Source organism: Aeromicrobium massiliense JC14 (assembly GCF_000312105.1).
GTDB classification, from domain to species: domain Bacteria; phylum Actinomycetota; class Actinomycetes; order Propionibacteriales; family Nocardioidaceae; genus Aeromicrobium; species Aeromicrobium massiliense.
Genome location: NZ_HE978638.1, coordinates 464,499 through 485,594, shown reverse-complemented (window position 1 = coordinate 485,594; position 21,096 = coordinate 464,499). Strand labels below are relative to the sequence as shown.

Annotated in this window: 22 protein-coding genes; 8 read left to right on the top strand and 14 right to left on the bottom strand. The window is 72.7% G+C overall.

Annotated elements, in window-relative coordinates:
- Positions 1 to 101: 101 nt before the first annotated feature.
- Positions 102 to 701, top strand: a complete 600-nt coding sequence (locus tag HGAM_RS15135) for a hypothetical protein (RefSeq protein WP_019146343.1) — start codon at positions 102 to 104, stop codon at positions 699 to 701.
- Positions 702 to 789: 88 nt separating this feature from the next.
- Here HGAM_RS15135 and HGAM_RS15130 read toward each other — a convergent pair whose 3' ends face one another.
- From HGAM_RS15130 to htpX, 9 genes are all read right to left on the bottom strand, one after another.
- Positions 790 to 1,989 (bottom strand): L,D-transpeptidase, encoded by a 1,200-nt coding sequence (locus tag HGAM_RS15130; RefSeq protein WP_019146342.1) that lies wholly within the window; start codon positions 1,987 to 1,989, stop codon positions 790 to 792.
- 80 nt (positions 1,990 to 2,069) lie between these two features.
- A complete protein-coding gene (locus HGAM_RS15125) occupies positions 2,070 to 2,465 on the bottom strand; it encodes a cytochrome c oxidase subunit 4 (protein WP_019146341.1) in 396 nt (131 codons plus the stop codon).
- Positions 2,466 to 2,467: 2 nt separating this feature from the next.
- Positions 2,468 to 4,213: an aa3-type cytochrome oxidase subunit I gene (ctaD, locus tag HGAM_RS19660; protein WP_019146340.1), complete on the bottom strand. Its 1,746-nt coding sequence runs from the start codon at positions 4,211 to 4,213 to the stop codon at positions 2,468 to 2,470.
- The gene (gene ctaC / locus HGAM_RS19655) at positions 4,213 to 5,040 is read right to left on the bottom strand and encodes an aa3-type cytochrome oxidase subunit II (protein WP_019146339.1); all 828 of its coding nucleotides are present in this window, start codon (positions 5,038 to 5,040) and stop codon (positions 4,213 to 4,215) included. Before ctaC ends, ctaD begins: the two co-directional genes overlap by 1 nt.
- 130 nt (positions 5,041 to 5,170) lie before the next feature.
- On the bottom strand, positions 5,171 to 6,109 hold the full coding sequence (locus HGAM_RS15110) for a carbohydrate kinase family protein (protein ID WP_019146338.1): 939 nt from the start codon (positions 6,107 to 6,109) through the stop codon (positions 5,171 to 5,173).
- Positions 6,110 to 6,244: 135 nt separating this feature from the next.
- Complete coding sequence (locus tag HGAM_RS15105) at positions 6,245 to 6,622, bottom strand: HesB/IscA family protein (RefSeq protein ID WP_019146337.1); 378 nt, start codon at positions 6,620 to 6,622, stop codon at positions 6,245 to 6,247.
- Between the two features lie 109 nt (positions 6,623 to 6,731).
- The gene (locus HGAM_RS15100; RefSeq protein WP_019146336.1) at positions 6,732 to 7,850 is read right to left on the bottom strand and encodes a glycerate kinase; all 1,119 of its coding nucleotides are present in this window, start codon (positions 7,848 to 7,850) and stop codon (positions 6,732 to 6,734) included.
- 1 nt (position 7,851) lies between these two features.
- Positions 7,852 to 9,123 (bottom strand): aspartate aminotransferase type Ic, encoded by a 1,272-nt coding sequence (locus HGAM_RS15095; RefSeq protein ID WP_019146335.1) that lies wholly within the window; start codon positions 9,121 to 9,123, stop codon positions 7,852 to 7,854.
- Between the two features lie 37 nt (positions 9,124 to 9,160).
- Positions 9,161 to 10,060, bottom strand: coding sequence for a zinc metalloprotease HtpX (gene htpX / locus HGAM_RS15090; protein ID WP_019146334.1), 900 nt, complete (start codon positions 10,058 to 10,060; stop codon positions 9,161 to 9,163).
- A 99-nt stretch (positions 10,061 to 10,159) separates the two neighbouring features.
- On the opposite strand from htpX, the gene HGAM_RS15085 reads away from it, so the two are divergent.
- Positions 10,160 to 10,708 (top strand): DUF3043 domain-containing protein, encoded by a 549-nt coding sequence (locus HGAM_RS15085; protein ID WP_019146333.1) that lies wholly within the window; start codon positions 10,160 to 10,162, stop codon positions 10,706 to 10,708.
- Positions 10,709 to 10,775: 67 nt separating this feature from the next.
- On the opposite strand, the gene HGAM_RS15080 is transcribed toward HGAM_RS15085, so the two are convergent.
- The gene (locus tag HGAM_RS15080) at positions 10,776 to 10,970 is read right to left on the bottom strand and encodes a hypothetical protein (protein WP_019146332.1); all 195 of its coding nucleotides are present in this window, start codon (positions 10,968 to 10,970) and stop codon (positions 10,776 to 10,778) included.
- Positions 10,971 to 10,973: 3 nt separating this feature from the next.
- Positions 10,974 to 12,074, bottom strand: coding sequence for a glycine cleavage system aminomethyltransferase GcvT (gene gcvT, locus HGAM_RS15075; RefSeq protein WP_019146331.1), 1,101 nt, complete (start codon positions 12,072 to 12,074; stop codon positions 10,974 to 10,976).
- A gap of 77 nt (positions 12,075 to 12,151) precedes the next feature.
- Between gcvT and HGAM_RS15070 the strand changes: the two genes are divergently transcribed.
- Together HGAM_RS15070 and HGAM_RS15065 are read left to right on the top strand one after the other, a co-directional pair.
- Complete coding sequence (locus HGAM_RS15070; RefSeq protein WP_019146330.1) at positions 12,152 to 13,591, top strand: leucyl aminopeptidase; 1,440 nt, start codon at positions 12,152 to 12,154, stop codon at positions 13,589 to 13,591.
- Positions 13,588 to 14,949, top strand: coding sequence for a serine hydrolase domain-containing protein (locus HGAM_RS15065; RefSeq protein ID WP_019146329.1), 1,362 nt, complete (start codon positions 13,588 to 13,590; stop codon positions 14,947 to 14,949). The genes HGAM_RS15070 and HGAM_RS15065 overlap by 4 nt, the downstream gene beginning before the upstream one ends.
- A 19-nt stretch (positions 14,950 to 14,968) precedes the next feature.
- On the opposite strand, the gene HGAM_RS15060 is transcribed toward HGAM_RS15065, so the two are convergent.
- Together HGAM_RS15060 and HGAM_RS20705 are read right to left on the bottom strand one after the other, a co-directional pair.
- On the bottom strand, positions 14,969 to 15,697 hold the full coding sequence (locus HGAM_RS15060) for an SAM-dependent methyltransferase (RefSeq protein WP_019146328.1): 729 nt from the start codon (positions 15,695 to 15,697) through the stop codon (positions 14,969 to 14,971).
- Positions 15,698 to 15,754: 57 nt separating this feature from the next.
- Positions 15,755 to 16,342 carry a hypothetical protein gene (locus HGAM_RS20705; protein ID WP_019146327.1) on the bottom strand — a complete coding sequence of 196 codons (588 nt, stop codon included), beginning with the start codon at positions 16,340 to 16,342 and terminating at the stop codon, positions 15,755 to 15,757.
- 280 nt (positions 16,343 to 16,622) lie between these two features.
- Between HGAM_RS20705 and sucB the strand changes: the two genes are divergently transcribed.
- The 3 genes from sucB to HGAM_RS15035 are packed head-to-tail and all read left to right on the top strand — an operon-like array spanning position 16,623 to position 19,887.
- Positions 16,623 to 18,494 carry a 2-oxoglutarate dehydrogenase, E2 component, dihydrolipoamide succinyltransferase gene (gene sucB, locus HGAM_RS15045; protein ID WP_019146325.1) on the top strand — a complete coding sequence of 624 codons (1,872 nt, stop codon included), beginning with the start codon at positions 16,623 to 16,625 and terminating at the stop codon, positions 18,492 to 18,494.
- 14 nt (positions 18,495 to 18,508) lie between these two features.
- Positions 18,509 to 19,399 carry a TIGR01777 family oxidoreductase gene (locus tag HGAM_RS15040; protein ID WP_019146324.1) on the top strand — a complete coding sequence of 297 codons (891 nt, stop codon included), beginning with the start codon at positions 18,509 to 18,511 and terminating at the stop codon, positions 19,397 to 19,399.
- Complete coding sequence (locus HGAM_RS15035) at positions 19,396 to 19,887, top strand: DinB family protein (protein ID WP_019146323.1); 492 nt, start codon at positions 19,396 to 19,398, stop codon at positions 19,885 to 19,887. The genes HGAM_RS15040 and HGAM_RS15035 overlap by 4 nt, the downstream gene beginning before the upstream one ends.
- A gap of 1 nt (position 19,888) precedes the next feature.
- Here the strand turns inward: HGAM_RS15035 and HGAM_RS15030 are convergent, their stop codons facing one another.
- On the bottom strand, positions 19,889 to 20,302 hold the full coding sequence (locus HGAM_RS15030) for a hypothetical protein (RefSeq protein ID WP_019146322.1): 414 nt from the start codon (positions 20,300 to 20,302) through the stop codon (positions 19,889 to 19,891).
- A 67-nt stretch (positions 20,303 to 20,369) separates the two neighbouring features.
- On the opposite strand from HGAM_RS15030, the gene lipB reads away from it, so the two are divergent.
- Complete coding sequence (lipB, locus tag HGAM_RS19645; RefSeq protein WP_019146321.1) at positions 20,370 to 21,095, top strand: lipoyl(octanoyl) transferase LipB; 726 nt, start codon at positions 20,370 to 20,372, stop codon at positions 21,093 to 21,095.
- Position 21,096 lies beyond the last annotated feature (1 nt).

The window sequence follows — 21,096 nt, the reverse complement described above, 5'->3', positions numbered from 1 at the left end:
ACGGCCGCGTCAGGACATGCGCCGGCCCTACGATCCGCTCAGGGGGCCGGGCGGCGTGCCGATCGGGATCCCGGACCACCACCACGAAGGAAAGAACACGCATGCGTCTCATCACCGCCCTGACGACCGCCACCCTGGCCGCGGCCACCGTCCTGGGCACCGGCTCGGCGGCCCACGCCGAGCAGACCTCGATCACCGACAAGCGGGCCGACGTCCTGCGCACCACCGTCTCGGAGGACAGCGAGGGCGACTACGAGCGGCTCAGCGCCGCCGCGAGCAAGAAGTCGGGCATCGACGCCAAGGGCGTGCGCTTCAAGCACGGCAAGAAGACGGTGACGATCACCGCCAAGTTCTCGCGGCTCAAGTCCGGCTCGACGATCTACGTGGAGTTCTACAAGCCGGGCCGGAGGAGCGCGTCGTTCATGCTCTACGGCTGGGACGGCTCGAGGCGGGCCGACGTCCTGGACCGCGACTTCGACCGCGCCTGCACCGCCAAGCTGCGCACGCGCAACGGCAGGAACGGCTCGATCACGGTCACGGTGAAGCGCTCCTGCCTGGACGACGAGCCGAAGCTCCGCATGGCCGCCGGCGCGTACCGCACGGTCATGCGCAGCGAGGAGTCGATCGACATCTACGCCGACATGCTCTCGTCGAAGAAGATCCTCACCCCCGAGCGCAGCCGCCTGCTCAAGGCGAGCTGACGCTCCCCGTACGGCGAAGGCCCCGGTCACCTCGCGGTGACCGGGGCCTTTCGGCGTCCCTGGCGTCGAAGACGGCCCTGAGCGCCCCTCAGAGCGCCGAGCCGCCCTGCCACGACGTCCAGTCCTGGTTCCAGTCCGTCCAGCCGTTCTGCGGCTCGAGCTTGCGCGGACTGCCGGTGTACACCACCACGTCGCCACGCCGGCTGTTCTCGTACAGCCATCGACTGTCGGCCATGCTCATGCCGGTGCACCCGTGGCTGACGTTGGCCCGTCCCTGCGACCCGGTCGACCACGGGGCGGCGTGGATGAACTCCCCCGAGTACGTGAGGCGCATCGCCCAGCGCACGCCCTTGATGTTGTAGTAGTCGGGGTCGGCGGAGTCGACGCCGGTCGTGGCGGCGTCCATGTCGATGCTGGAGAACTTCTCCATGATCACCTTGGTGCCCTGGCGCGTGCGGTGCCGGTCGTCGCCCGTCGTGACCTTGAACGTGCGGACCTTGCGACCGTCGACGTAGTGGGTCATCCGGTGCCGCGCGATGTCGACCCGGGTGATCGCCGCGGCGCCCGTGCGGAAGGTGACGGTACGCGAGTCCTGGCCGTACGTGCCGTTGCCGGTCGGCACCGCGTTCACGTCCAGGTCGACCTTCACCGTCGACCGGGCCGGCCAGTACGACTGCGGCCGGTAGTGGACCTCGGTGTCGCTGAACCAGTGCCACGCGCCTGGGACGTCCTTGCCCTCGACGTCGACCGTCATGTGCTTCTCGAAGGCGGCCCGGTCCTTGACCGGCAGGTCGAACGTGACGACCACCGGCATCCCGACGCCCACGGTCTCGCCGTCGAGCGGGGCGACGCTCGGGTACGTCTGCTGGGCGAGCGTCAGCGCCTGCGTGGTGAACGAGCGGGTCTCCGTCGTGCGTCCCCCGTCGTCGCCGGTGGCCTCGACCCGCAGGCGGTACCGCGCACCCGGCTCGAGCAGCCCGTCGGCCTGCCAGCGGCCGCCCACGACCGTGCCGGGAACCTCGACCCGCTCGCCCTCGACCGTCGCGACGAGTCGCGCCCGATCGATCTCGCCGCCATCGCTCGTGGCGGTGACGACGGTGTCGACCGGCACCTGCTCGGCGCCGTCGTCGACCGAGGCGCTGACCTCCGGGCCCGGCTTCGCGCCGTCCGCGGTCGCCGAGCCGCCGCGGTCGTCGGACTGCTCGGGCTCGTCACCACCGAACGGCTGGCAGGCGGACGTCAGGACCAGGACGGCCACGACGGCGGCCAGGCGGGCGGTTGCTCTCACCACGACAGTCTACGAGCGGGACAACAGCAGGTCCCTCCCCCGCGGACGGGAGAGGGACCTGATGACGGGTCTGCCGAGCCTCAGTGGGCGTGCAGGCCCCGGTAGTACTCGAACACCCAGCCGCACACCGCGACGGCACCGAAGCCGGCGCCGATGATGAACAGCCACCAGCCGAACACGATGCCGAGCATGCACACCGCGAACGCGCCCGCGGCGTACAGCGGCCACCAGCTGAACGGCGGGAAGAAGCCGAGCTCGCCGGCACCCTCCGCGATCTCGCCGTCCTGACGGTCCTCGGGACGCGCGGGGATCTGCTTGGCCACGACGCCGAGGTAGAACACCACCAGCGCGCAGAGGAAGAACGTCATCACCAGCGCCGTGGTGCCGGTGACCTCCTGGGTGAGGAACCAGTAGATCGGGGCGATCAGCAGGAAGAAGATGCCACAGCTGGCAAAGATCCAGGCCTCGGTCTTCAAGGTCAGCGACCGTCCTTTCCGTGGTCAATGGCCTCGGAACGTCCCTCGACGTCCGGGGCGTCAGCCAGCGACGACTTCTCGCCGGGGTTGTGGGCGAGCTCGAGGGCCGCGACGTCCGGGTGGTGCAGGTCGAACGCGGGGCTCTCCGAGCGGATGCGCGGCAGCGACACGAAGTTGTGGCGCGGCGGCGGCGAGGAGGTGGCCCACTCCAGCGAGCGGCCCCAGCCCCACGGGTCGTCCAGGCCGACCAGCGGCGCGTTGCGCGTCTTCCAGACGTTGTACAGGAAGGGCAGCGTGGACGCGCCGAGCAGGAAGGCACCGACCGACGAGATCTCGTTGAGGGTCGTGAAGCCGTCCAGCGGCGAGTAGTCGGCGTAGCGACGCGGCATGCCCTCGACGCCCAGCCAGTGCTGCACCAGGAACGTCAGGTGGAAGCCGATGAACAGCAGCCAGAAGTGGATCTTGGCCAGCTTCTCGTCGAGCATCCGGCCGGTCCACTTCGGCCACCAGTAATAGAAGCCGGCGAACATCGCGAACACGACGGTGCCGAAGACCACGTAGTGGAAGTGGGCGACCACGAAGTAGGTGTCGGACAGCGCGAAGTCCAGCGTGGGCGACGCCAGGATGACGCCGGTCAGACCGCCCAGGAGGAAGGTGACCATGAAGCCCAGCGTGAACAGGAGCGGCGAGTCCATGGACACCGACCCGCCCCACATCGTGCCGATCCAGTTGAAGAACTTCACGCCGGTCGGGACCGCGATGAGGAACGTCATGAAGGAGAAGAACGCCAGGTCGACCGCACCGGTGACGAACATGTGGTGGGCCCACACCGCGACCGAGAGGGCCGCGATGGCGAGCGTCGCGCCGACCAGGCCGACGTAGCCGAAGATCGGCTTGCGGCTGAAGACCGGCAGGATCTCGCTCGCGATGCCGAAGAACGGCAGCGCGATGATGTAGACCTCCGGGTGGCCGAAGAACCAGAACAGGTGCTGCCACAGGATCGGCCCGCCGGTCGCGGCGTCGAAGACGTTCGCCCCCAGCATGCGGTCGGCGCCCAGCGCCAGCAGCGCGGCGGCGAAGATCGGGAAGGCGATCAGCACGAGCAGGCTCGTCACCAGGGTGTTCCAGGTGAAGATCGGCATGCGGAACATCGTCATGCCGGGCACGCGCATCGTGAAGATGGTCGTCACGAAGTTGACCGCGCCGAGGATGGTGCCCAGGCCCGACATGTACAGGCCCATGACCCACAGGTCGCCGCCGACGCCGGGGCTGTTGACCCCGTCGCTCAGCGGGGCGTAGGCGAACCAGCCGAAGCTGGCCGCGCCGCCGGGCACGAAGAAGCCCGAGACGACGATCGTCGAGCCGAACAGGTACAGCCAGTAGCTGAACATGTTGAGCCGCGGGAACGCGACGTCCGGTGCGCCGATCTGCAGCGGCATGATCGCGTTCGAGAAGCCGAAGAACAGCGGCGTCGCGAACATCAGCAGCATGATCGTGCCGTGCATCGTGAACATCTGGTTGTAGGTCTCGTCGCTGAGCAGCTTCGAGCCCGGCTGCGCGAGGTTCGCGCGGATCAGCAGCGCGAGGATGCCGCCGATGATGAAGAACACGAACGACGTGATCATGTACATGTTGCCGATCACCTTGTGATCGGTCGTCGTCATGATCCGCACGGCCCTGCGGCCGAACGACTCCGAGCGCGCGGCGGTCCGCGTGTCACCCGCGTCGAACGCTGCGGTGGTTGCCATCAGTTGCCAGCTCCATCCTGTGCATCGTCGTCACTCGAGCCCGCGAGCTCCGAGGCGTACTTCTGGCCCTCGGGGGCGCCCACGGCGCCGGCCTGCTCCAGCTCCTGGAGGTGGGCGTCGTACTCGGCGCGGGACACGACGTTGACCTTGAAGATCATGCGCGTGTGGTAGACGCCGCACAGCTCGGCGCAGCGGCCGGTGAACGTGCCCTCACGCGTGGGGGTCAGGTCGAAGGAGTTCTCGCGTCCGGGGACGACGTCCATCTTGAAGTAGAACTCCGGGACCCAGAACGAGTGGATGACGTCCGGCGAGAGCAGCTCGAACCGGACCGACTCGTCGACCGGGAGCCACAGCTCGGCCGGGTCCTCCGGCGTGCCGAGGTCGAACACGTCCTCGGAGACGGCCTGCTCGTCCTGGTAGTTGAACGACCACTGCCACTTGGAGCCGACGACCGTGACCGTGTGGTCGGGGTTCTCGACGTCCTTGATCATCTCGTTCTGCGCGGTGATCGTGTGGTAGAAGAACACCGCCACGATGATGACCGGCGCGATCGTGTACAGCGCCTCGATCGGCAGGTTGTACCGGACCTGCGGCGGCACCTCGTCGGGGTGACGACGACGGTGCGCGACGGCCGGGTACAGGATCAGGAACAGGACGATCGCGGCGATGACGCCGGCGGCGATCCAGGCACCGAGCCAGACGTTCCACATCGCGTCCGAACGGTCGCTTCCGGCGATCGGCAGCGCGAGGCGCTTCAAGTCCGACTCGTCGCGCGGGGAGCACCCGGCGAGCACCGCCATCCCGAGGGCGATGACCGCCCATTTCATGCGAACCACGTGGCGCCTTTCTGACTGTTCAAGACACAGCTGACGACAACAGCACCCTACTCCAGGGTGCCGGGACCGCCGCCGTGCGGGTCGGGCTGTGTCGGCCGACCCCGCGTGCGGTCCCTGAGGATCAGACCAGGTGCAGCGCCGCGCCGATCTCGTCGGCCGCCTCGGGCCCGTAGGCCTGCTTGACCCGCCCGAGGAAGCCCTCACGGGTGACGCGGTACTCCTGCGTGCCGACGGTCTCGACGACGCCGGCGGCGATGGTGCAGCCCACCTGGGCGCTGCGCTCGAGCGAGAGGTCGGCGGCGATGCCGGCCAGGAACCCGGCGCGGAAGCTGTCGCCGACGCCGGTCGGGTCGACCGCGGTGATGCCGGGCACGGCGGCCACGTCGACCTGCTCCCCCTCGGCGGTGAAGACGGTGACGCCGTCCTTGCCGCGGGTGACGACCCGGGTGCCGACGTGCGCCTGCACGTCGGCGGCGCTCCAGCCGGTCTTCTGCTGGATCAGGGCGTCCTCGTAGTCGTTGCTGAACAGGTAGGCGGCACCGTCGACGAGCTCGCGGATGAGGTCGCCGTCGGCCCACGCCAGCTGCTGGGACGGGTCGGCCGCGAACGCGATGCCGAGCCGGCGGGCGGTGTCGGTGTGGCGCACCATGCCGTCGGGGTCGTCGGGGCCGATGAGCAGCAGGTCGATCGGCTCGGCCGCGTGCAGCGCCTCGACGTCGATGTGCCGCGCGTCGGACATCGCGCCGGCGTAGAAGGTGACGATCTGGGCCTGCGACTCGTCCGTGGTGATGGTGCAGCGCGCGGTGTGCTGCTCCGAGACGTGCAGGGTCGAGCAGTCGACGCCGGAGTCGCGCAGCCACCCCAGGTAGCCGGACTCCTCGAAGTCCGGGCCCACGGACGCGACCAGGCGCGGCGTGTGACCCAGCTGGGCCAGGCCGAAGGCGATGTTCGCCCCGCAGCCCCCGCGACGGATGTCGAGGTCCTGCACCAGGAACGACAAGGCGATCTTGTCGAGCTGGTCGGGGACGAGGGAGTCGGCGAACTTGCCGGTGAAGGTCATCAGGTGATCGGTCGCGACCGATCCAGCTACCGCGATGCGCACCGACCCAGACTAGACGATCCCCCCGGCCTGCCCGTGAGGGCGGCCGAGGGGATCGTCGGGTCGCGGCGTGCTACGCGCGCTGGGAGGTGCGGCTCAGTGGAAGCTGTCGCCGCACGCGCACGAGCCCGTGGCGTTGGGGTTGTCGATCGTGAAGCCCTGCTTCTCGATGGTGTCGACGAAGTCGATCGTCGCGCCGTGGAGGTAGGGCAGGCTCATGCGGTCGACGACGACGTTGACGCCGTCGAAGTCGCGGATCTCGTCGCCGTCGAGCGTGCGCTCGTCGAAGAACAGCTGGTAGCGCAGGCCCGAGCAGCCGCCGGGCTGGACGGCGATGCGCAGGGCCAGGTCGTCACGGCCCTCCTGCTCCAGCAGGCTCCGGACCTTGGACGCCGCTCCGTCGCTGAGCTGCACGCCGTCGATGGGCTTCTGGGACTGGATCTCCACCGGGGTGGCGGTGCTGTCCGTCGTCATGTCGTCTCCCTGCGTTGGCTTGCGTGGGGCCTCGAGGCTCGAGGTCACGTCATCGACAACCGCGCCGACGACGCTTTCATTCCATCCTAACCGGGGCCGGCCAGGGGGCTCAGCGCGTCCAGCTCCTGGCGACCCGCTCGGCCAGGTGGACCAGCGACTCGTACGGGTGGGCCATGGCCGTCGTCTCCCCCACCAGGTCGGTCAGGGCGTACGCGGACTCGACGCCCATGGCCCGCATCTCGCGACTGCCGACCGTGACGCGTCCGGCCAGGACGACGCAGGGGCGCGCCGCGGCGGCGGCCACGGACGCGACGCCGTGCACGACCTTGCCGCTGCGCGAGGAGTGGTCGAACGCCCCCTCCCCCGAGATCACCAGGTCGTGGGAGCCCGCGAGCGCAGGGAGCCCGACCGCCTCCGCCACGAGCTCGATGCCCGAGCGCACCTCGGCGCCGAGCAGCAGCAGCCCGAGACCCAGTCCGCCGGCGGCTCCCGATCCCGGGGCGTCGGCGACCCGGCGCTCGGCGGGCGTCGAGCCGCAGGCAGCGTCGACCCAGCCGTCCAGGACCCGGTCGACACGGAGCACCTGGTCCTCGTCGAGCCCCTTCTGCGGGCCGAACGTGCGGGTGGCGCCGAACATGCCGAGCAGCACGTTGGTGACGTCGGTCGCCGCGACGACGTCCACCCCGGCGACGGCGTCGCGAGCGGGGGCGAGGTCGACGCGGGTCACGCCGTCCAGCGCGGCGGGACCGGCGTCCAGCGGCACGTCGGCGACGGCGCCGAGCGCGCCGAGCAGGCCCGCTCCCCCGTCGTTCGTGGCGGAGCCGCCGAGCCCGACGACGACGCGACCGACTCCCCGCTCGCGGGCGAGCGCGACGCCCGCGGCGAGCGCCTGCCCCACCCCGGTGGTCGACGCGTCGAGCGGGCGGCGCCCGTCGGTGACCGCGAGGCCGCACGCCTGCGCCGACTCCAGGTGGACGGCGTCGTCGGTGACCAGCAGCGTCACGACGAGCGGCTCGCCGAGCGGCCCGCGGACGGGCACCGGCACCAGGTCGCCGCCCAGCGAGGCGTGCAGGACGTCGACGAACCCGGGGCCGCCGTCGGCCATGGGCGCGAGCGTCAGGACGTCGTCCGGTGCCCGGCGCGCCCAGCCCGCCGCGATCGCGCGGGCGGCCTCAGGGGCCGACAGCGTGCCGGCGAACTTGTCGGGCGCGACCAGGACGCGGGTCATGTCAGGACGCGAGCGCCTGCTCCGTCGCGGCCAGCAGCACGCACGTGGCCAGGCCGTCGATCGCGACCTCGAGCTGCTCCACCGTCGGCATCGACGGCGCGATGCGGATGTTGCTGTCGCGCGGGTCGAGCCCGTGCGGGAACGCCGACCCGGCCGGGGTCAGCGCGATGCCGGCCTCGCGCGCGAGCTGCACGACGCGCTTGGCGGTGCCCTCCACGACGTCCAGGCTCACGAAGTAGCCGCCCCGCGGCTGCGTCCAGGTGGCGACCTCGTGCGGGCCGAGCCGGTCGGACAGGATGCGCAGCACCGTGTCGAACTTCGGCGCGAGGATCTCGCGGTGCCCGGCCATCAGCTGGTGCACGGCCTCGGGGTCGCGCAGGTACATCGCGTGGCGCAGGTGGTTGACCTTGTCCGGGCCGATGGTGCGGAACGAGATGTTCTCGCGCCACCACGCGACGTTGGCCGGCGACGAGCCGAAGAAGCCGACGCCGGAGCCGGCGAAGGTGATCTTGGACGTGGAGGCGAACACGAACGCGCGGTCGGGGTTGCCGGCCTGCGCGCACAGGCCCAGCAGGTCGGCGGACGGGGTGCGCTCCTCGGTGAGGTGGTGCACGGCGTAGGCGTTGTCCCAGAAGATGCGGAAGTCGGGGGCCGCGGTGGTCATCTCGGCCAGCTGACGGGCGACGTCGTCGCTCACGGTGTAGCCGGTCGGGTTGGAGTAGGTGGGCACGAGCCACATGCCCTTGACCGACGGATCGGCGACGAGCTCGCGCACGGCGTCCATGTCGGGGCCGTCCTCGAGCATCGGCACCGTCAGCATCTCGATGCCGAAGCGCTCGGTGATCGCGAAGTGGCGGTCGTAGCCGGGCACCGGGCAGATGAAGGCGATCGAGTCCTCGCGGGCCCACGGGCGCTCGGAGCCGGGCACGCCGTGCAGCAGCGCGTAGACGATCGCGTCGTGCATGGCCGACAGGCTGGCGTTCTCGCCGGCCAGGAGCTGCTCGACCGGGATGCCGAGGATCTCGGCGAAGGTCTGGCGCAGCTGCAGGTTGCCGTCCAGGCCGCCGTAGTTGCGCACGTCGGTGCCGGACGCGTCCTGGCGGATCGCGCCGGGCAGCGACAGCAGCACCTCGGACAGGTCCAGCTGCGCCGGCGAGGGCTTGCCCCGGGTGATGTCCAGGGTCAGCTGCTCGTCCTGCAGCTGCCGGTAGGCGGTCAGGAACTCGTCGTGCAGGCGCTGGATCTGGTCGCGGGGAAGCGTCTGGAGGCTCACCCCGGAACGGTATCGCGCGGGCCGGGCCGGAACCCGGTCAGGACGCGCCGGGGTTGCGCAGCTCAACCTCGATCTGGGCGAGCTGTGCGAGCCGCTGCTCGAGCGGCGGGTGGGTCGAGAACAGCGCCGAGAACGACTGGCGGCTGAGCGCCGGGGCGAAGAAGAACGCGCTCGCGCCCTGCGTCTGCTCGACCTGGGCCGGGGTCAGGCGGCTCATGTCGCCCGAGATCTTCTGCAGCGCGGTGGCCAGCTGGCGCGGGTCGCCGGTGAGGTAGGCGCCGCGCCGGTCGGCGCTGAGCTCGCGGTAGCGCGACAGGCTGCGGGTCAGGATGAAGCTGAGGAAGTACACGACCATGCTCACCAGCCACACGACGATGAACGCCGGGCCGCCGTTGTTGCGGTTGCGGTTGCCGCCGAGCAGGAAGCCCCACTGGGTGACGAAGCCGGCCAGCAGGCCGAGCGACGAGGCGACGGTCATGACCGAGACGTCGCGGTTGGCGACGTGGGCCAGCTCGTGGGCCAGGACGCCCTCCAGCTCGTCGGCGGTGAGCCGCTGCAGGATGCCCGTCGTGACGCAGACGGCCGAGCGGCTCGGCGAGCGTCCGGTGGCGAAGGCGTTGGGCAGGTCGGTCTGGGCGATCGCGACCTTCGGCTTCGGCAGACCGGCCTGCAGGCAGAGCCGGTCGATCATCGCGTGCAGCTCGGGGGCCTGCTGGGGCGTGACGACCTTCGCGCGCATCGAGCGCAGCGCGAGCGTGTCGGAGAAGAACCACTGGCCCGCCGCCATGATCAGCACGACGGCGAAGCCGAGCACGGCGCTGCCGAGCCACTGCATGAGCACGACGCCGAACAGCACGTACAGCGCGCCCAGCCCCAGGCCCACCCCGCCCATGCGGGCGGACAGGCCGGGGTCCTTGCGGAAGCTGACGGCCCTCATCGCGATGCGTCCTCGTGCGCCATGGCGTCAGGATAGCCAGCGCCCGCCAGCCTCGACGGGTGTCCGGACGCCCAGGTCTCACCCCCTACTCTGTAGCCCGTGAGCGACAACGACCAGGCCGGCGGCAAGGGCCGCCCGACGCCGTCGCGCCGCGAGGCCGAGGCCGCGCGCAAGGCGCAGATGAAGAAGGCGAACACGCGCAAGGACCAGATGAAGGCCCAGCGCGCGCTGCGCGACGCCGCGCGCGACAAGCAGCGTCGCGCGCTGGCCGGCGAGGGCAGTGCCGCCGACCTGCCGCCGCGCGACCGCGGGCCGGTCAAGGCGTTCGTGCGCGACTACGTCGACCGCCGCTTCTCGGTCGCGGAGTTCCTGCTGCCACTGCTCGTCCTCATGCTGGTGCTGAGCACCGTCGGCGGCGAGTGGGGCTCGGTCGTCGTCGTGTACCTGTGGATGGCCACGATCCTGCTGGTCGGCCTGGACTCCGTGCGGCTCGTCGTCGGCGTGCGCCGCCAGATCCGGGCCCGCTTCGGCGCCGAGCTCGTGCGCGGCACGACGACGTACGCCCTGCTGCGCTCGACCCAGCTGCGCCGCTTCCGGCTGCCCAAGCCGATGGTGCCGCGCGGCGCGCCGCTCAAGGAACGTCCCTGACCCTCGCCCCTGCGGCACGACGACGCCCCACGTCCGGCTCGGACGTGGGGCGTCGTCGTGGGTGCGGCTACTCCGCGGCCAGGCCCATGGGCCCGTAGACCTCGGTCTCGCCGTCCATGAGGCGCACCTGGTCGACACCGGCCTCGAGCAGGTCGCCGAACGCCTCCCCGATCCAGGTCTCGGCGTCGCTGCGGCTCTCGAACTCCTGCGACGTGCCGGTCGCGGTGCCGTCGGACTTCTCGTACGTCCAGGTCCAGCTCATCTCTCATGCCTCCTTGGTCGAGGGGTCGACGAACGGCGGCTTGACCACCGTGAAGGGCTCCTGCCGGCCACGGACGTCCACGGTCAGCGTCGCGCCGTCGGGGGTGCCGGGGTCGAGCAGGGCCAGGGCGATGCCGGTGCGCAGCGTCGGCGAGAAGGTGCCCGAGGTGACCTCGCCGACCTCGGCGCCGTCACCCGTGCGGACGGCCATGCCCGGGCGCGGGATGCCGCGCCCCTCGGCCTTGAGCCCGCGCAGCGTGCGCACGGTCTTCTCGGCGCGCTGGCGCGCGAGCGCGTCCTTGCCCCAGAAGCTCGGCTTGTCCCAGCCGACGGCCCAGCCCGCACGCGCCATGACCGGGCTGATGGTCGCCGAGAGCTCGTGGCCGTGCAGCGGGTAGCCCATCTCGGTACGCAGCGTGTCGCGCGCGCCCAGGCCGCAGGCCCGGATGCCGTGGGCCTCCCCCGCCGCCATGACCGCGTCCCAGACCGCCTCGGCGCCCTCGGACGTCACGACGAGCTCGTAGCCGCGCTCGCCGGTGTAGCCGGTGCGGCACACGGTGACCTCCTGGCCGCCGATGGTCGCGTCGACGAACGACATGTAGTCGTGGTCGGTGGGCAGGCCGAGCTCCTGCAGCACCTCGTCGCTGAGCGGGCCCTGGACGGCGAGCACCGCGTACTGGCGGTGCAGGTTGGTCACCTCGAGCCCGTCGGGCGCGGCGGCCTGCAGCTTGGCGACGACCGCGGCGGTGTTGGCCGCGTTGGGGATGAGGAACACCTCGAAGTCGCTGCGCACGTAGGCGATGAGGTCGTCGACCGTGCCGCCGTCGTCGTCGCAGCACAGCGTGTACTGCGCCCGACCGGGACCGATGCGCTGCAGGTCGTTGGTCAGGCAGGCGTTGAGGAACTCCAGCGCGCCGGTGCCCCGCACCAGCGCCTTGCCCAGGTGGCTGACGTCGAACAGGCCCACCGCCTCGCGGACGGCCTTGTGCTCGGCGAGCACGCCGCCCCCGGCGTACTCCAGCGGCATGCTCCAGCCGCCGAACTCGGCGAGCTTGGCGCCCAGCGCGAGGTGGCGGTCGTGCAGGGGCGAGTGCAGCGGCTCCATGGGCGCCAACCTAGCGTCGTCCGCGCCCGCGCGGCACGCCGGAGGCGCGAGCGGCGCGGGGTCCTAGGGTGGGAGGCATGCCAGCCGTCACCGTGACCTCCGCCCAGCCCACGACGACCGAGGCCGACGCGCTCGTCCTCGGCGTCCGTCCCGACGACGACCCGCTCGGCCTGAGCGAGCCGCTGAAGCTGCTCGGCTTCACCGGCAAGCCGGGCAGCGTCGCGGTCGTCCCGTCGAACGGTGCGGCGTCCGCGCCGCTCGTCGTCGCGGTGGGCCTGGCCGCCGAGCCGAGTGCCGAGGACCTGCGCCGCGCCGCCGCCAACGCGGTGCGCGCCGTCCCGCGGTCGGCCACCGTCGCCCTGCAGCTCCACGCCACGTCGGCCGAGCAGGTCGCGGCCGTCGCCGAGGGCGCGCTGCTCTCCGCGTACCGCTACGAGCGCTTCAAGGCCGCGCCGGCCGAGGACGAGGTGCCGCCGTCGCTCGAGACCGCCGTGGTCGTGACCGACCTCGACGCAGATGCCGCCGAGCAGGCCGTCGCCACCGCGCACACCGTCGTCGAGGCGGTCGCCCTGGCCCGCGACTGGGTCAACTGCCCGCCCGGCGACCTGCGCCCGCCGCAGTTCGCCGACGAGATCGCGGCGCTCGACGTCCCCGGCCTCAGCGTGACCGTGTGGGACGAGACGACGCTGGCCGACGAGCGCTGCGGCGGCATCCTCGGCGTGGGCCAGGGATCGGACGCTCCCCCGCGCCTCGTGCGCCTCGAGCTCGCGCCCGAGGGCGCGACCAAGCACCTCACCCTCGTGGGCAAGGGCATCACGTTCGACTCGGGCGGACTCTCGATCAAGCCCGGCGCCTCGATGCAGACCATGAAGTGCGACATGGCCGGCGCCGCCGCGATCGTCGCCGCCACCGTCGCGATCGCCCGCCTCGGCCTGCCGATCAAGGTCACCGCGTTCGCCTGCCTGGCCGAGAACATGCCCGGCGGCTCGGCGACGCGTCCCGGCGACGTGCTCACCATGCGCAGCGGCAAGACCGTCGAGGTGCACAACACCGACGCCGAGGGACGCCTCGTGCTGGCCGACGGCCTGGCGCTGGCCACCGAGCTCGAGCCCGACCTCGTGGTCGACGTCGCCACGCTGACCGGCGCGGCGATCGTCGCGCTCGGCGAGCGCACCGCCGGCGTCCTGACCAACGACGACGCGCTCGGCGAGCAGGTGCTCGACGCCGCGAAGCTGGCCGGTGAGCCGATGTGGCCGCTGCCGATCCCCGAGGAGGTCGCCCACCGCGTCCACACCTCGTCGATCGCCGACCTGCGCCAGCACAACCCGAAGCCGGCCGGCGGCACGCTGTTCGCCGCCGCGTTCCTGCGCGAGTTCGTCGGCGACACGCCCTGGGCCCACCTGGACATCGCGGGCCCGGCGTTCAACGAGGGCGGCGCGTTCGACTACACGCCCGTCGGCGGCACCGGCTCGGGCGTCCGCACGCTCGTCCGGCTGGCCGAGCACCTGACCGCGTGACCCGGCTCGACCCCGCCACCGTCCGGGCGCTGGACGCGCGGCTGGCCCGCGAGCAGTCCGCGCAGCGGCTGCCGTCGGTGACCGCGGCGCTCGTGCGCGGTGGCGAGGTCGTGTGGGCGGGTGCCGCCGGCACCCTCGACGGCCGCGCCGGAGGCCCGCCGGCCGCGGCCGACGTGCAGTACCGGATCGGCTCGATCACCAAGACGTTCGTGGCCGTCGCGGTGCTGCGGCTCCGCGACGCCGGACAGCTCGACCTGGCCGACCGGGTCGGCGACCACCTGCCCGAGCTGCCCTGCGGCCACGTGACGGTGGCCCAGCTGCTCACCCACACGTCCGGCCTCCAGGCTGAGAACGACGGCGACTGGTGGGAACGCACCGCCGGGGTGTCGTGGGCGGAGCTGGCGGCGTCGTCGACGGCGCTGCGCTCGGCACCGGGCACCCGGTTCCACTACTCCAACGTCGGGTACGCCGTGCTGGGCGAGCTGGTGGCCCGGCTGTCAGGACGGCCGTGGCACGAGGTGGTGCGCGACGAGCTGCTGGTGCCGCTCGGCATGACCCGCACGACCCTGCGTCCCGAGGCGCCGGCCGCGCCCGGCCTCGCCGTGCACCCGTTCGCCGACCTCGTCCACGCCGAGCCCGAGCACGACGGCGTCGCGATGGCGCCCGCCGGGCAGCTGTGGTCGTCCGCGCGCGACCTGGCCCGCTGGGCCGCGTTCCTGGCCGGGCACACCGGTGACGTCCTCGCCGAGGGCACGCTGCGCGAGATGCTCGTGCCCGTCGCGGTCAACGACCTGCCCGAGCTCCCCTGGACCACCGCCCACGCGCTGGGCTGGCAGGTCTGGAACGCCGGCGGGCGACGCTTCGCCGGGCACGGCGGCTCGATGCCGGGCTTCCTGGCCAACCTGCGGGTCGACCTCACGTCCGGCGACGGCGTCGTGGTGCTGGCGAACGCGACGTCCGGCCTCACCCCCGTGGGCGGCGAGCTGCTGGACCTGCTCGCCGAGCACGAGCCGGCCGCCGGCGCACCGGCGTGGACGGCCGACCCGGCGCAGGCCGAGCGGCTCGACCTGGTCGGCGACTGGTTCTGGGGCACCTACCCCTTCCGCCTCGTGCTGGAGCCCGACGGCGCCCTGCGCCTCGGCGAGCCCGGACAGGGCCGCGGCGCCCGCTTCCGGCCGACCGGCGACGGCACGTGGACCGGTGAGGCCGGCTACTACTCCGGCGAGCCCCTGACGCTGCGCCACGACGACAGCGGCGCCGTGGTGGCGCTGGAGGTGGCGTCGTTCGTGCTCACCCGGACGCCCTACGACCGGGCCACCGACGTGCCCGGCGGGCATGACGACGCCGGCTGGCACTGAGCGCCCACGGCCACGGCGGTCAGGCCGGGCGCTCGAACAGCCCGGCCCAGAGGAACTCCTCGCCGAAGGCCGACGCGTCGGGCGGCTGCGGGCGCATGCGACGCAGCTCGACCGGGTCCAGCCAGCCGAACAGGCGGCGCAGGTCGTCGTCGCGGTAGGCGACTCCCCCGGCCAGGCCGCCCGCGCGGTACAGGTCGGCGTCGGGCGCCTGCGTGCCCATCGCGCCCCAGGCGAAGCAGACCAGGCCGAACGCGCCGCCCGGCCGCAGCGCCCGCTTCAGCAGCCACCGGTGGCTGAGCCGGCGGTGCGGCGGCAGGTGGTGGAAGCAGCCGGAGTCGTAGACCAGGTCGTACGGCTCCGGCACGTCCAGCGCGAACGCGTCGCCGTGGACGAAGCGCACCTCGACGCCGGCCGCGGCCGCCCGCTCCCGCCCCCACGTCACGGCCTCGGCGGACAGGTCGACGGCGTCGACGACGTACCCCTGCCGGGCCAGCCAGACGGCGTTGCGACCCGGTCCGGACCCCAGGTCCAGGACGCGTCCGCCGACGGGCAGCCGGCCCTCCTCGTGCCAGGCGACCAGCGACTCGTCCGGGGCGTCGCGGAAGAACGGGACGCCGCGCTCGCGGTCGTCGTAGAAGGCGTCCCACCAGTCGGCGCCCGCGCCGCTGCTCCAGCGGTCGGCGCCCTCGTCGAACAGGTCGTCCATCAGCGCCAGGACGTCCTCGACGCTCGCCACGTGCCGTTCCATGCCCTCCCCCTCGCTCGGCTGCCGCGATCCTAGGCAGCCACGGGTGCGGGCCGAGCGCTACAGGCCGAGCACGCGACCGGCCTGCTCGACCTCGTCCCAGCGGAGACGGTCGCCGTCGAACCGGTCGGGGTGGCTGGCGGCGCGCGCCCGGCGGAACAGCCGTCCGAGCGCCTCCTCGTCGGCGGCGCCGGAGCCGGCCTCGTCGCCCGCGGCGCGCTCCAGGACGGCGATCGCCTCACGCTCGCGCGGCGACGAGTACGCCGTGGGCGCGGCCGGCTCGCGGTCGTCGGCGGACGGGGCGGCAGTCGAGAACGGCGAGCGGGGCCGGCGGCCCTGCTGGCGCAGCGCGTAGTCGCGCATGCGCTGGGGGTAGCCCACGCGGTTCACCTCGTAGAGCGGGACGCCGAGGGCCGCGGCGAGCCGGTTGGCCGCCTTGGGCGAGTCGACCGGCCGGCGGGTGGACTCGCCGTCGCCGGCGACGAGCAGCAGCGACAGCCCCGACGTCGCCGAGGCCGGCTCGAGGAACGCCTCGACCCCCGCGCGCGAGGCCACGAACGCCTCCAGCTCCTCCTGCAGCGACTCGCGGGCACGGCGGGCCGCCCCCACGGGCCAGGGGGCGGTGCGACGGCGTCCGAACAGCGGCATGCGGACAAGTGTGCCGGACGCAAGGGAAGGAGATCCGGGTCACAGGCCCCCGGTGGCGGCCGTGCGCGGCGCAGTGGAAAGATGCAGACAGTTCCGAGCGGAAGGGAGGGCACCGTGGTCGACACCTCGATCGCCGACCTCCGTCGCCCTGCCCGCACGCACGCGTCGAGCCGTCCGGCCGGACGGTTCCGCACCACCACCCAGCTCACCGACGCCGCACCGGCGTCCGGTCCCCGCGTACCCAACCCGGCTCACGCCTGACAACCAAGCAGAGGACACCATGGCCACGTCAGTCACCCTCCCCGCTCTCGGCGAAAGCGTCACCGAGGGCACCGTCACCCGCTGGCTGAAGCAGGTCGGCGACACCGTCGCGGTGGACGAGCCGCTGCTCGAGATCAGCACCGACAAGGTCGACACCGAGATCCCCTCGCCGGTGGCCGGCGTCCTGCTGGAGATCAAGGTCGACGAGGACGACACCGTCGAGGTCGGCGCCGAGCTCGCCGTCATCGGTGACGAGGGCGAGTCCGCCGGCGGCGGCGAGGCCCCGAGCAGCGAGGACTCCGGCGAGAGCGCGCCGAGCCAGGACAACGAGGAGCTGGCCTCCCCCGAGCCCGAGCAGACGTCCCCGGAGGCGAGCGCCGAGGAGCAGCACGAGGCCGCCGAGGAGGCGCCCGCCCCGCAGCCCGAGGCCAAGCCCGCCTCCGGCGGCGAGGGCACGTCGGTGACGCTGCCCGCGCTGGGCGAGTCGGTCACCGAGGGCACCGTCACCCGCTGGCTCAAGCAGGTCGGCGACGACGTGGCCGTCGACGAGCCGCTGCTCGAGATCAGCACCGACAAGGTCGACACCGAGATCCCGTCGCCGGTCGCCGGCACGCTGCTGGAGATCAAGGTCGACGAGGACGAGACCGTCGAGGTCGGCGCCGAGCTGGCCGTGATCGGCGAGCAGGGCGCGTCCGCCCCGCAGCAGAGCGAGCCCGAGCAGCCGCAGCAGGAGCAGCAGGCCCCCGCCGAGGAGCCGAAGCAGGAGCAGGCTCCCCAGCAGGAGGAGCCGAAGCAGGAGCAGGCTCCCCAGCAGGAGGAGCCGAAGCAGGAGGCCGCCCCCACGCCGCAGCCCACCGGCTTCCCCGAGCCCGAGCCGCAGGCCACGCCCGACCCGCAGCCCCAGGCCCAGCAGCAGGCTCCGGCCCCGCAGCAGTCGTCGGGCTCGTCGGACGCCGAGTCCTACGTGACCCCGATCGTGCGCAAGCTGGCCAAGGAGCACGGCGTCGACCTGGCGTCGATCACCGGCAGCGGCGTCGGCGGACGCATCCGCAAGCAGGACGTCCTCGACGCGGCCAAGGCCGCCGAGCAGCAGCCCGAGCCGGCCGCCGCCGCCCCCGCGGCGCCCGCCGCGAGCCAGGCGCCGGCCCCCACGTCCGAGCCCTCCCCGCTGCGTGGCAAGACCGAGAAGGTCTCGCGCCTGCGCAAGGTCATCGCGTCGCGCCTGGTCGAGTCGCTGGAGATCTCGGCCCAGCTCACGCAGGTCCACGAGGTCGACGTCACCGAGATCGCGCGTCTGCGCACCAAGCACAAGGACGCGTTCCTGCAGCGCGAGGGCGTCAAGCTGACGTTCCTGCCGTTCTTCGCGAAGGCCGCGGTCGAGGCGCTCAAGGTGTACCCGCGCCTGAACTCGGCGCTCGACCTCGAGGCGGGCACGATCACGTACCCGGCCGGTGAGCACCTGGGCATCGCGGTCGACACCGAGCGCGGCCTGATCGTCCCCACGATCAAGGACGCCGGCGACCTGTCGATCGCCGGCCTGGCCCGCAAGATCGCCGATGCCGCCGAGCGCACGCGGACGAACAAGATCACGCCGGACGAGCTCTCGGGCGGCACGTTCTCGATCACGAACCTGGGCAGCAACGGCGCCCTGTTCGACACGCCGATCATCAACCAGCCGCAGGTCGCCATCCTCGGCGTCGGCGCGGTCGTCAAGCGCCCGGTCGTCATCACCGACGCGCACGGCGGCGAGAGCATCGCGGTGCGTCACATGGCGTACCTGTCGCTCACGTACGACCACCGCATCATCGACGGCGCGGACGCCGGCCGCTTCCTCACCACCGTGAAGGAGCGCCTGCAGAACGGCTCCTTCGAGGCCGAGCTCGGGCTGTAGGGAAGGCGGGGCCGGTGCACGTCGTCGTCGCGGGCGCGTCGGGGTTCCTCGGGACCCCGCTCGTGGCACGGCTGCGCCAGCGCGGTCACGAGGTCACGCGCCTGGTGCGCGGCGACGACACGGCACCGGACGCGTCCCGCTGGGACCCCGCGAGCGGCCGCGTCGACCAGGCTCTGGTCGGCGCGGCCGACGCCGTGGTGAACCTGTCCGGCGCCAACATCTCTCGCTGGCCGCGGACCTCGTCGTACGCCCGCGAGATCCTGCAGTCACGGCTCGGAGCCACCGGCACGCTCGCCCGGGCGATCGCGGCGGCCGACCGTCCTCCCGCGTTCGTCTCCGGCTCGGGCATGTCCTGGTACGGCGTCGACCGCGGTGACGACTCGCTCGACGAGTCCGCCGGTCCGGGCAGCGGCTTCCTGGCCGACGTCTCCCAGCAGTGGGAGGCAGCGACCGCGCCGGCCGCCGAGGCCGGTGCCCGCGTCTGCCTCGTCCGCACCTCGCTGGTGATGGACGCCTCCGGCAGCGCGCTCAAGCTCATGGCGGTGCCGTTCCGGCTGGGCGTCGGTGGCCGCCTCGGGTCGGGCCGCCAGCGGATGTCGGTCGTCTCGCGCGACGACTGGGTGTCGGCGGTGACGTTCCTGGTCGAGCACGACTCGCTCGCCGGCCCGTTCAACGTGTCCATCCCGCAGACGGTCACCAACGCCGAGCTCACCGCCGAGCTGGGCCGCCAGCTGCACCGCCCCACCGTGCTGGCCGTGCCCTCCCCCGCCATCCGGCTCGCGCTCGGCGGCATCGCCGACGACCTGCTCGGCTCGCTGGACGTCCGTCCTGCCGCGCTCGAGGCCGCCGGCTTCACCTTCGCCCATCCGTCGCTGGCCTCCACGCTGAAGGCAGCGCTGTCGTGATCGAGCAGCACGAGCAGGTGCCCGACGACACCGCCGAGGCGCTGCTCGCCTACCTCGACGAGCACCGGTCCGACGTGCGCGCCAAGCTCGCCGAGCTCGACCCCGCCGACCTGACCACCTCTCTCGTCCCGTCCGGGTGGACTCCGCTCGGCCTGCTCCACCACCTCGTCTCGATGGAGCGGCGCTGGCTGGTGTGGCTCTTCCTGGGCGAGGAGATCGACGACCCTTGGGCCGACGACGGGGACGCGGAGGGCGCGCCGTGGAGCGACGACGTCGACCTGGACGACCTGCTGGCCCAGCTCGACGACGGCGGCCGGCGCACCCGCGAGATCGTGCAGTCGTACGCCCTCGACGACCGTCGTGACCCCACCGGCAAGCTGGCCGCGGACGAGGTGCCGAGCCTGCAGGCGATCCTGCTGCACGTGTGCGACGAGTACTCGCGCCACCTGGGCCACCTCGACGTCGCGGTCGAGCTCGCCCGCGGGTAGCTCAGCGCACCCGCTCGACCCGCCAGCCTCCCGGCGTCCGCACGAGCGTCACGAGGTGCCGGGTCGGGCGGTCACGGGGCAGCGCCCGGCGTCCGTCGGACGCCTCCACGGCCGACTCGGACACCCGGTCGACGACGTCCACCTCGTACCGCCCGGGACGCTCGGCGGCCGTCCGGCACGAGAGCCGCTCGACGGCTCCGCCGCGCAGCCGCAGCCCCCGCTCCCGGTACGCGTCCAGGACGGCCCGGTCGGCGGCCAGCAGGGTCGACTCCGGCGGGTAGACCTGTGCGAGCGCGGCGGGATCGTCGTGCGCCAGGGCGTGGGCACGGCGCTCGTCGAGCGCGTCGAGCACGAGGCACCCCGGGTCGGACGACCCGCCGAGCGCGGCGACCAGGACCAGCAGCCAGTCGATCATCGCCCCAGCCTGCGCCCGGGCCGCTGGTACGGGCCGGCGTCGTCCACAGCCGGAGTACGGTGTGGCCATGGCCACCGCGCACGTCCCTGACGGTCTCGTCGTCGCCGCCGACTGGCTCGGTCCCGCCGCCCTCGACTACGAGCGGGCGTGGGACCTGCAGCGCGAGGTGCACGCCGCCCGGGTCGCCGACACCGGCCCCGACACGCTGCTGCTGCTCGAGCACCCGGCGGTCTACACGGCGGGCAAGCGCACCGAGCCGTGGGAGCGCCCGCAGGACGGCTCCAAGGTCGTCGACGTCGACCGCGGCGGCAAGATCACCTACCACGGTCCCGGCCAGCTGGTCGGCTACCCGATCGTCAAGCTGCCGAAGCACGTCCTGGTCGTCGACTACGTGCGCCGGGTCGAGGAGGCCGTCATCCGGGCCGCCGCCGACCTCGGCGTCGCCACCGGACGCGTGCCGGGCCGCTCGGGCGTGTGGGTCGCCGCCGGCGCCCGACGCCCGGAGCGCAAGCTGTCGGCGATCGGCATCCGCGTCTCGCGCGGCGTGACGATGCACGGATTCAGCCTCAACTGCGACATGGACATGAGCGCGTACGACCGGTTCGTCCCGTGCGGCATCTCCGACGCCGGCGTCACCAGCCTGGCGCTCGAGCTGGGCCGCCCCGTGGACGTCCACGAGGCGGCCTCGGCGGTCGAGCCGCACCTGCGCGACCTGCTCGGCTGGGCTCCGTTCGCGCCCTCCCCCGACATCGAGCGGGTCGTGGACGAGCACCCGTCCATCGCCCTGCTCTAGG

Coding starts and splice junctions, on each gene's coding strand:
- HGAM_RS20705 (WP_019146327.1), bottom strand. CDS start 16,342: ATGCCGCTGTTCGGACGCCGTCGCACCGCCCCCTGGCCCGTGGGGGCG.
- ctaD (WP_019146340.1), bottom strand. CDS start 4,213: ATGGCAACCACCGCAGCGTTCGACGCGGGTGACACGCGGACCGCCGCG.
- HGAM_RS15080 (WP_019146332.1), bottom strand. CDS start 10,970: ATGAGCTGGACCTGGACGTACGAGAAGTCCGACGGCACCGCGACCGGC.
- htpX (WP_019146334.1), bottom strand. CDS start 10,060: ATGAGGGCCGTCAGCTTCCGCAAGGACCCCGGCCTGTCCGCCCGCATG.
- sucB (WP_019146325.1), top strand. CDS start 16,623: ATGGCCACGTCAGTCACCCTCCCCGCTCTCGGCGAAAGCGTCACCGAG.
- HGAM_RS15105 (WP_019146337.1), bottom strand. CDS start 6,622: ATGACGACGGACAGCACCGCCACCCCGGTGGAGATCCAGTCCCAGAAG.
- ctaC (WP_019146339.1), bottom strand. CDS start 5,040: ATGAAATGGGCGGTCATCGCCCTCGGGATGGCGGTGCTCGCCGGGTGC.
- HGAM_RS15030 (WP_019146322.1), bottom strand. CDS start 20,302: ATGATCGACTGGCTGCTGGTCCTGGTCGCCGCGCTCGGCGGGTCGTCC.
- HGAM_RS15135 (WP_019146343.1), top strand. CDS start 102: ATGCGTCTCATCACCGCCCTGACGACCGCCACCCTGGCCGCGGCCACC.
- HGAM_RS15060 (WP_019146328.1), bottom strand. CDS start 15,697: ATGGAACGGCACGTGGCGAGCGTCGAGGACGTCCTGGCGCTGATGGAC.
- HGAM_RS15070 (WP_019146330.1), top strand. CDS start 12,152: ATGCCAGCCGTCACCGTGACCTCCGCCCAGCCCACGACGACCGAGGCC.
- HGAM_RS15110 (WP_019146338.1), bottom strand. CDS start 6,109: ATGACCTTCACCGGCAAGTTCGCCGACTCCCTCGTCCCCGACCAGCTC.
- HGAM_RS15100 (WP_019146336.1), bottom strand. CDS start 7,850: ATGACCCGCGTCCTGGTCGCGCCCGACAAGTTCGCCGGCACGCTGTCG.
- gcvT (WP_019146331.1), bottom strand. CDS start 12,074: ATGGAGCCGCTGCACTCGCCCCTGCACGACCGCCACCTCGCGCTGGGC.
- lipB (WP_019146321.1), top strand. CDS start 20,370: ATGGCCACCGCGCACGTCCCTGACGGTCTCGTCGTCGCCGCCGACTGG.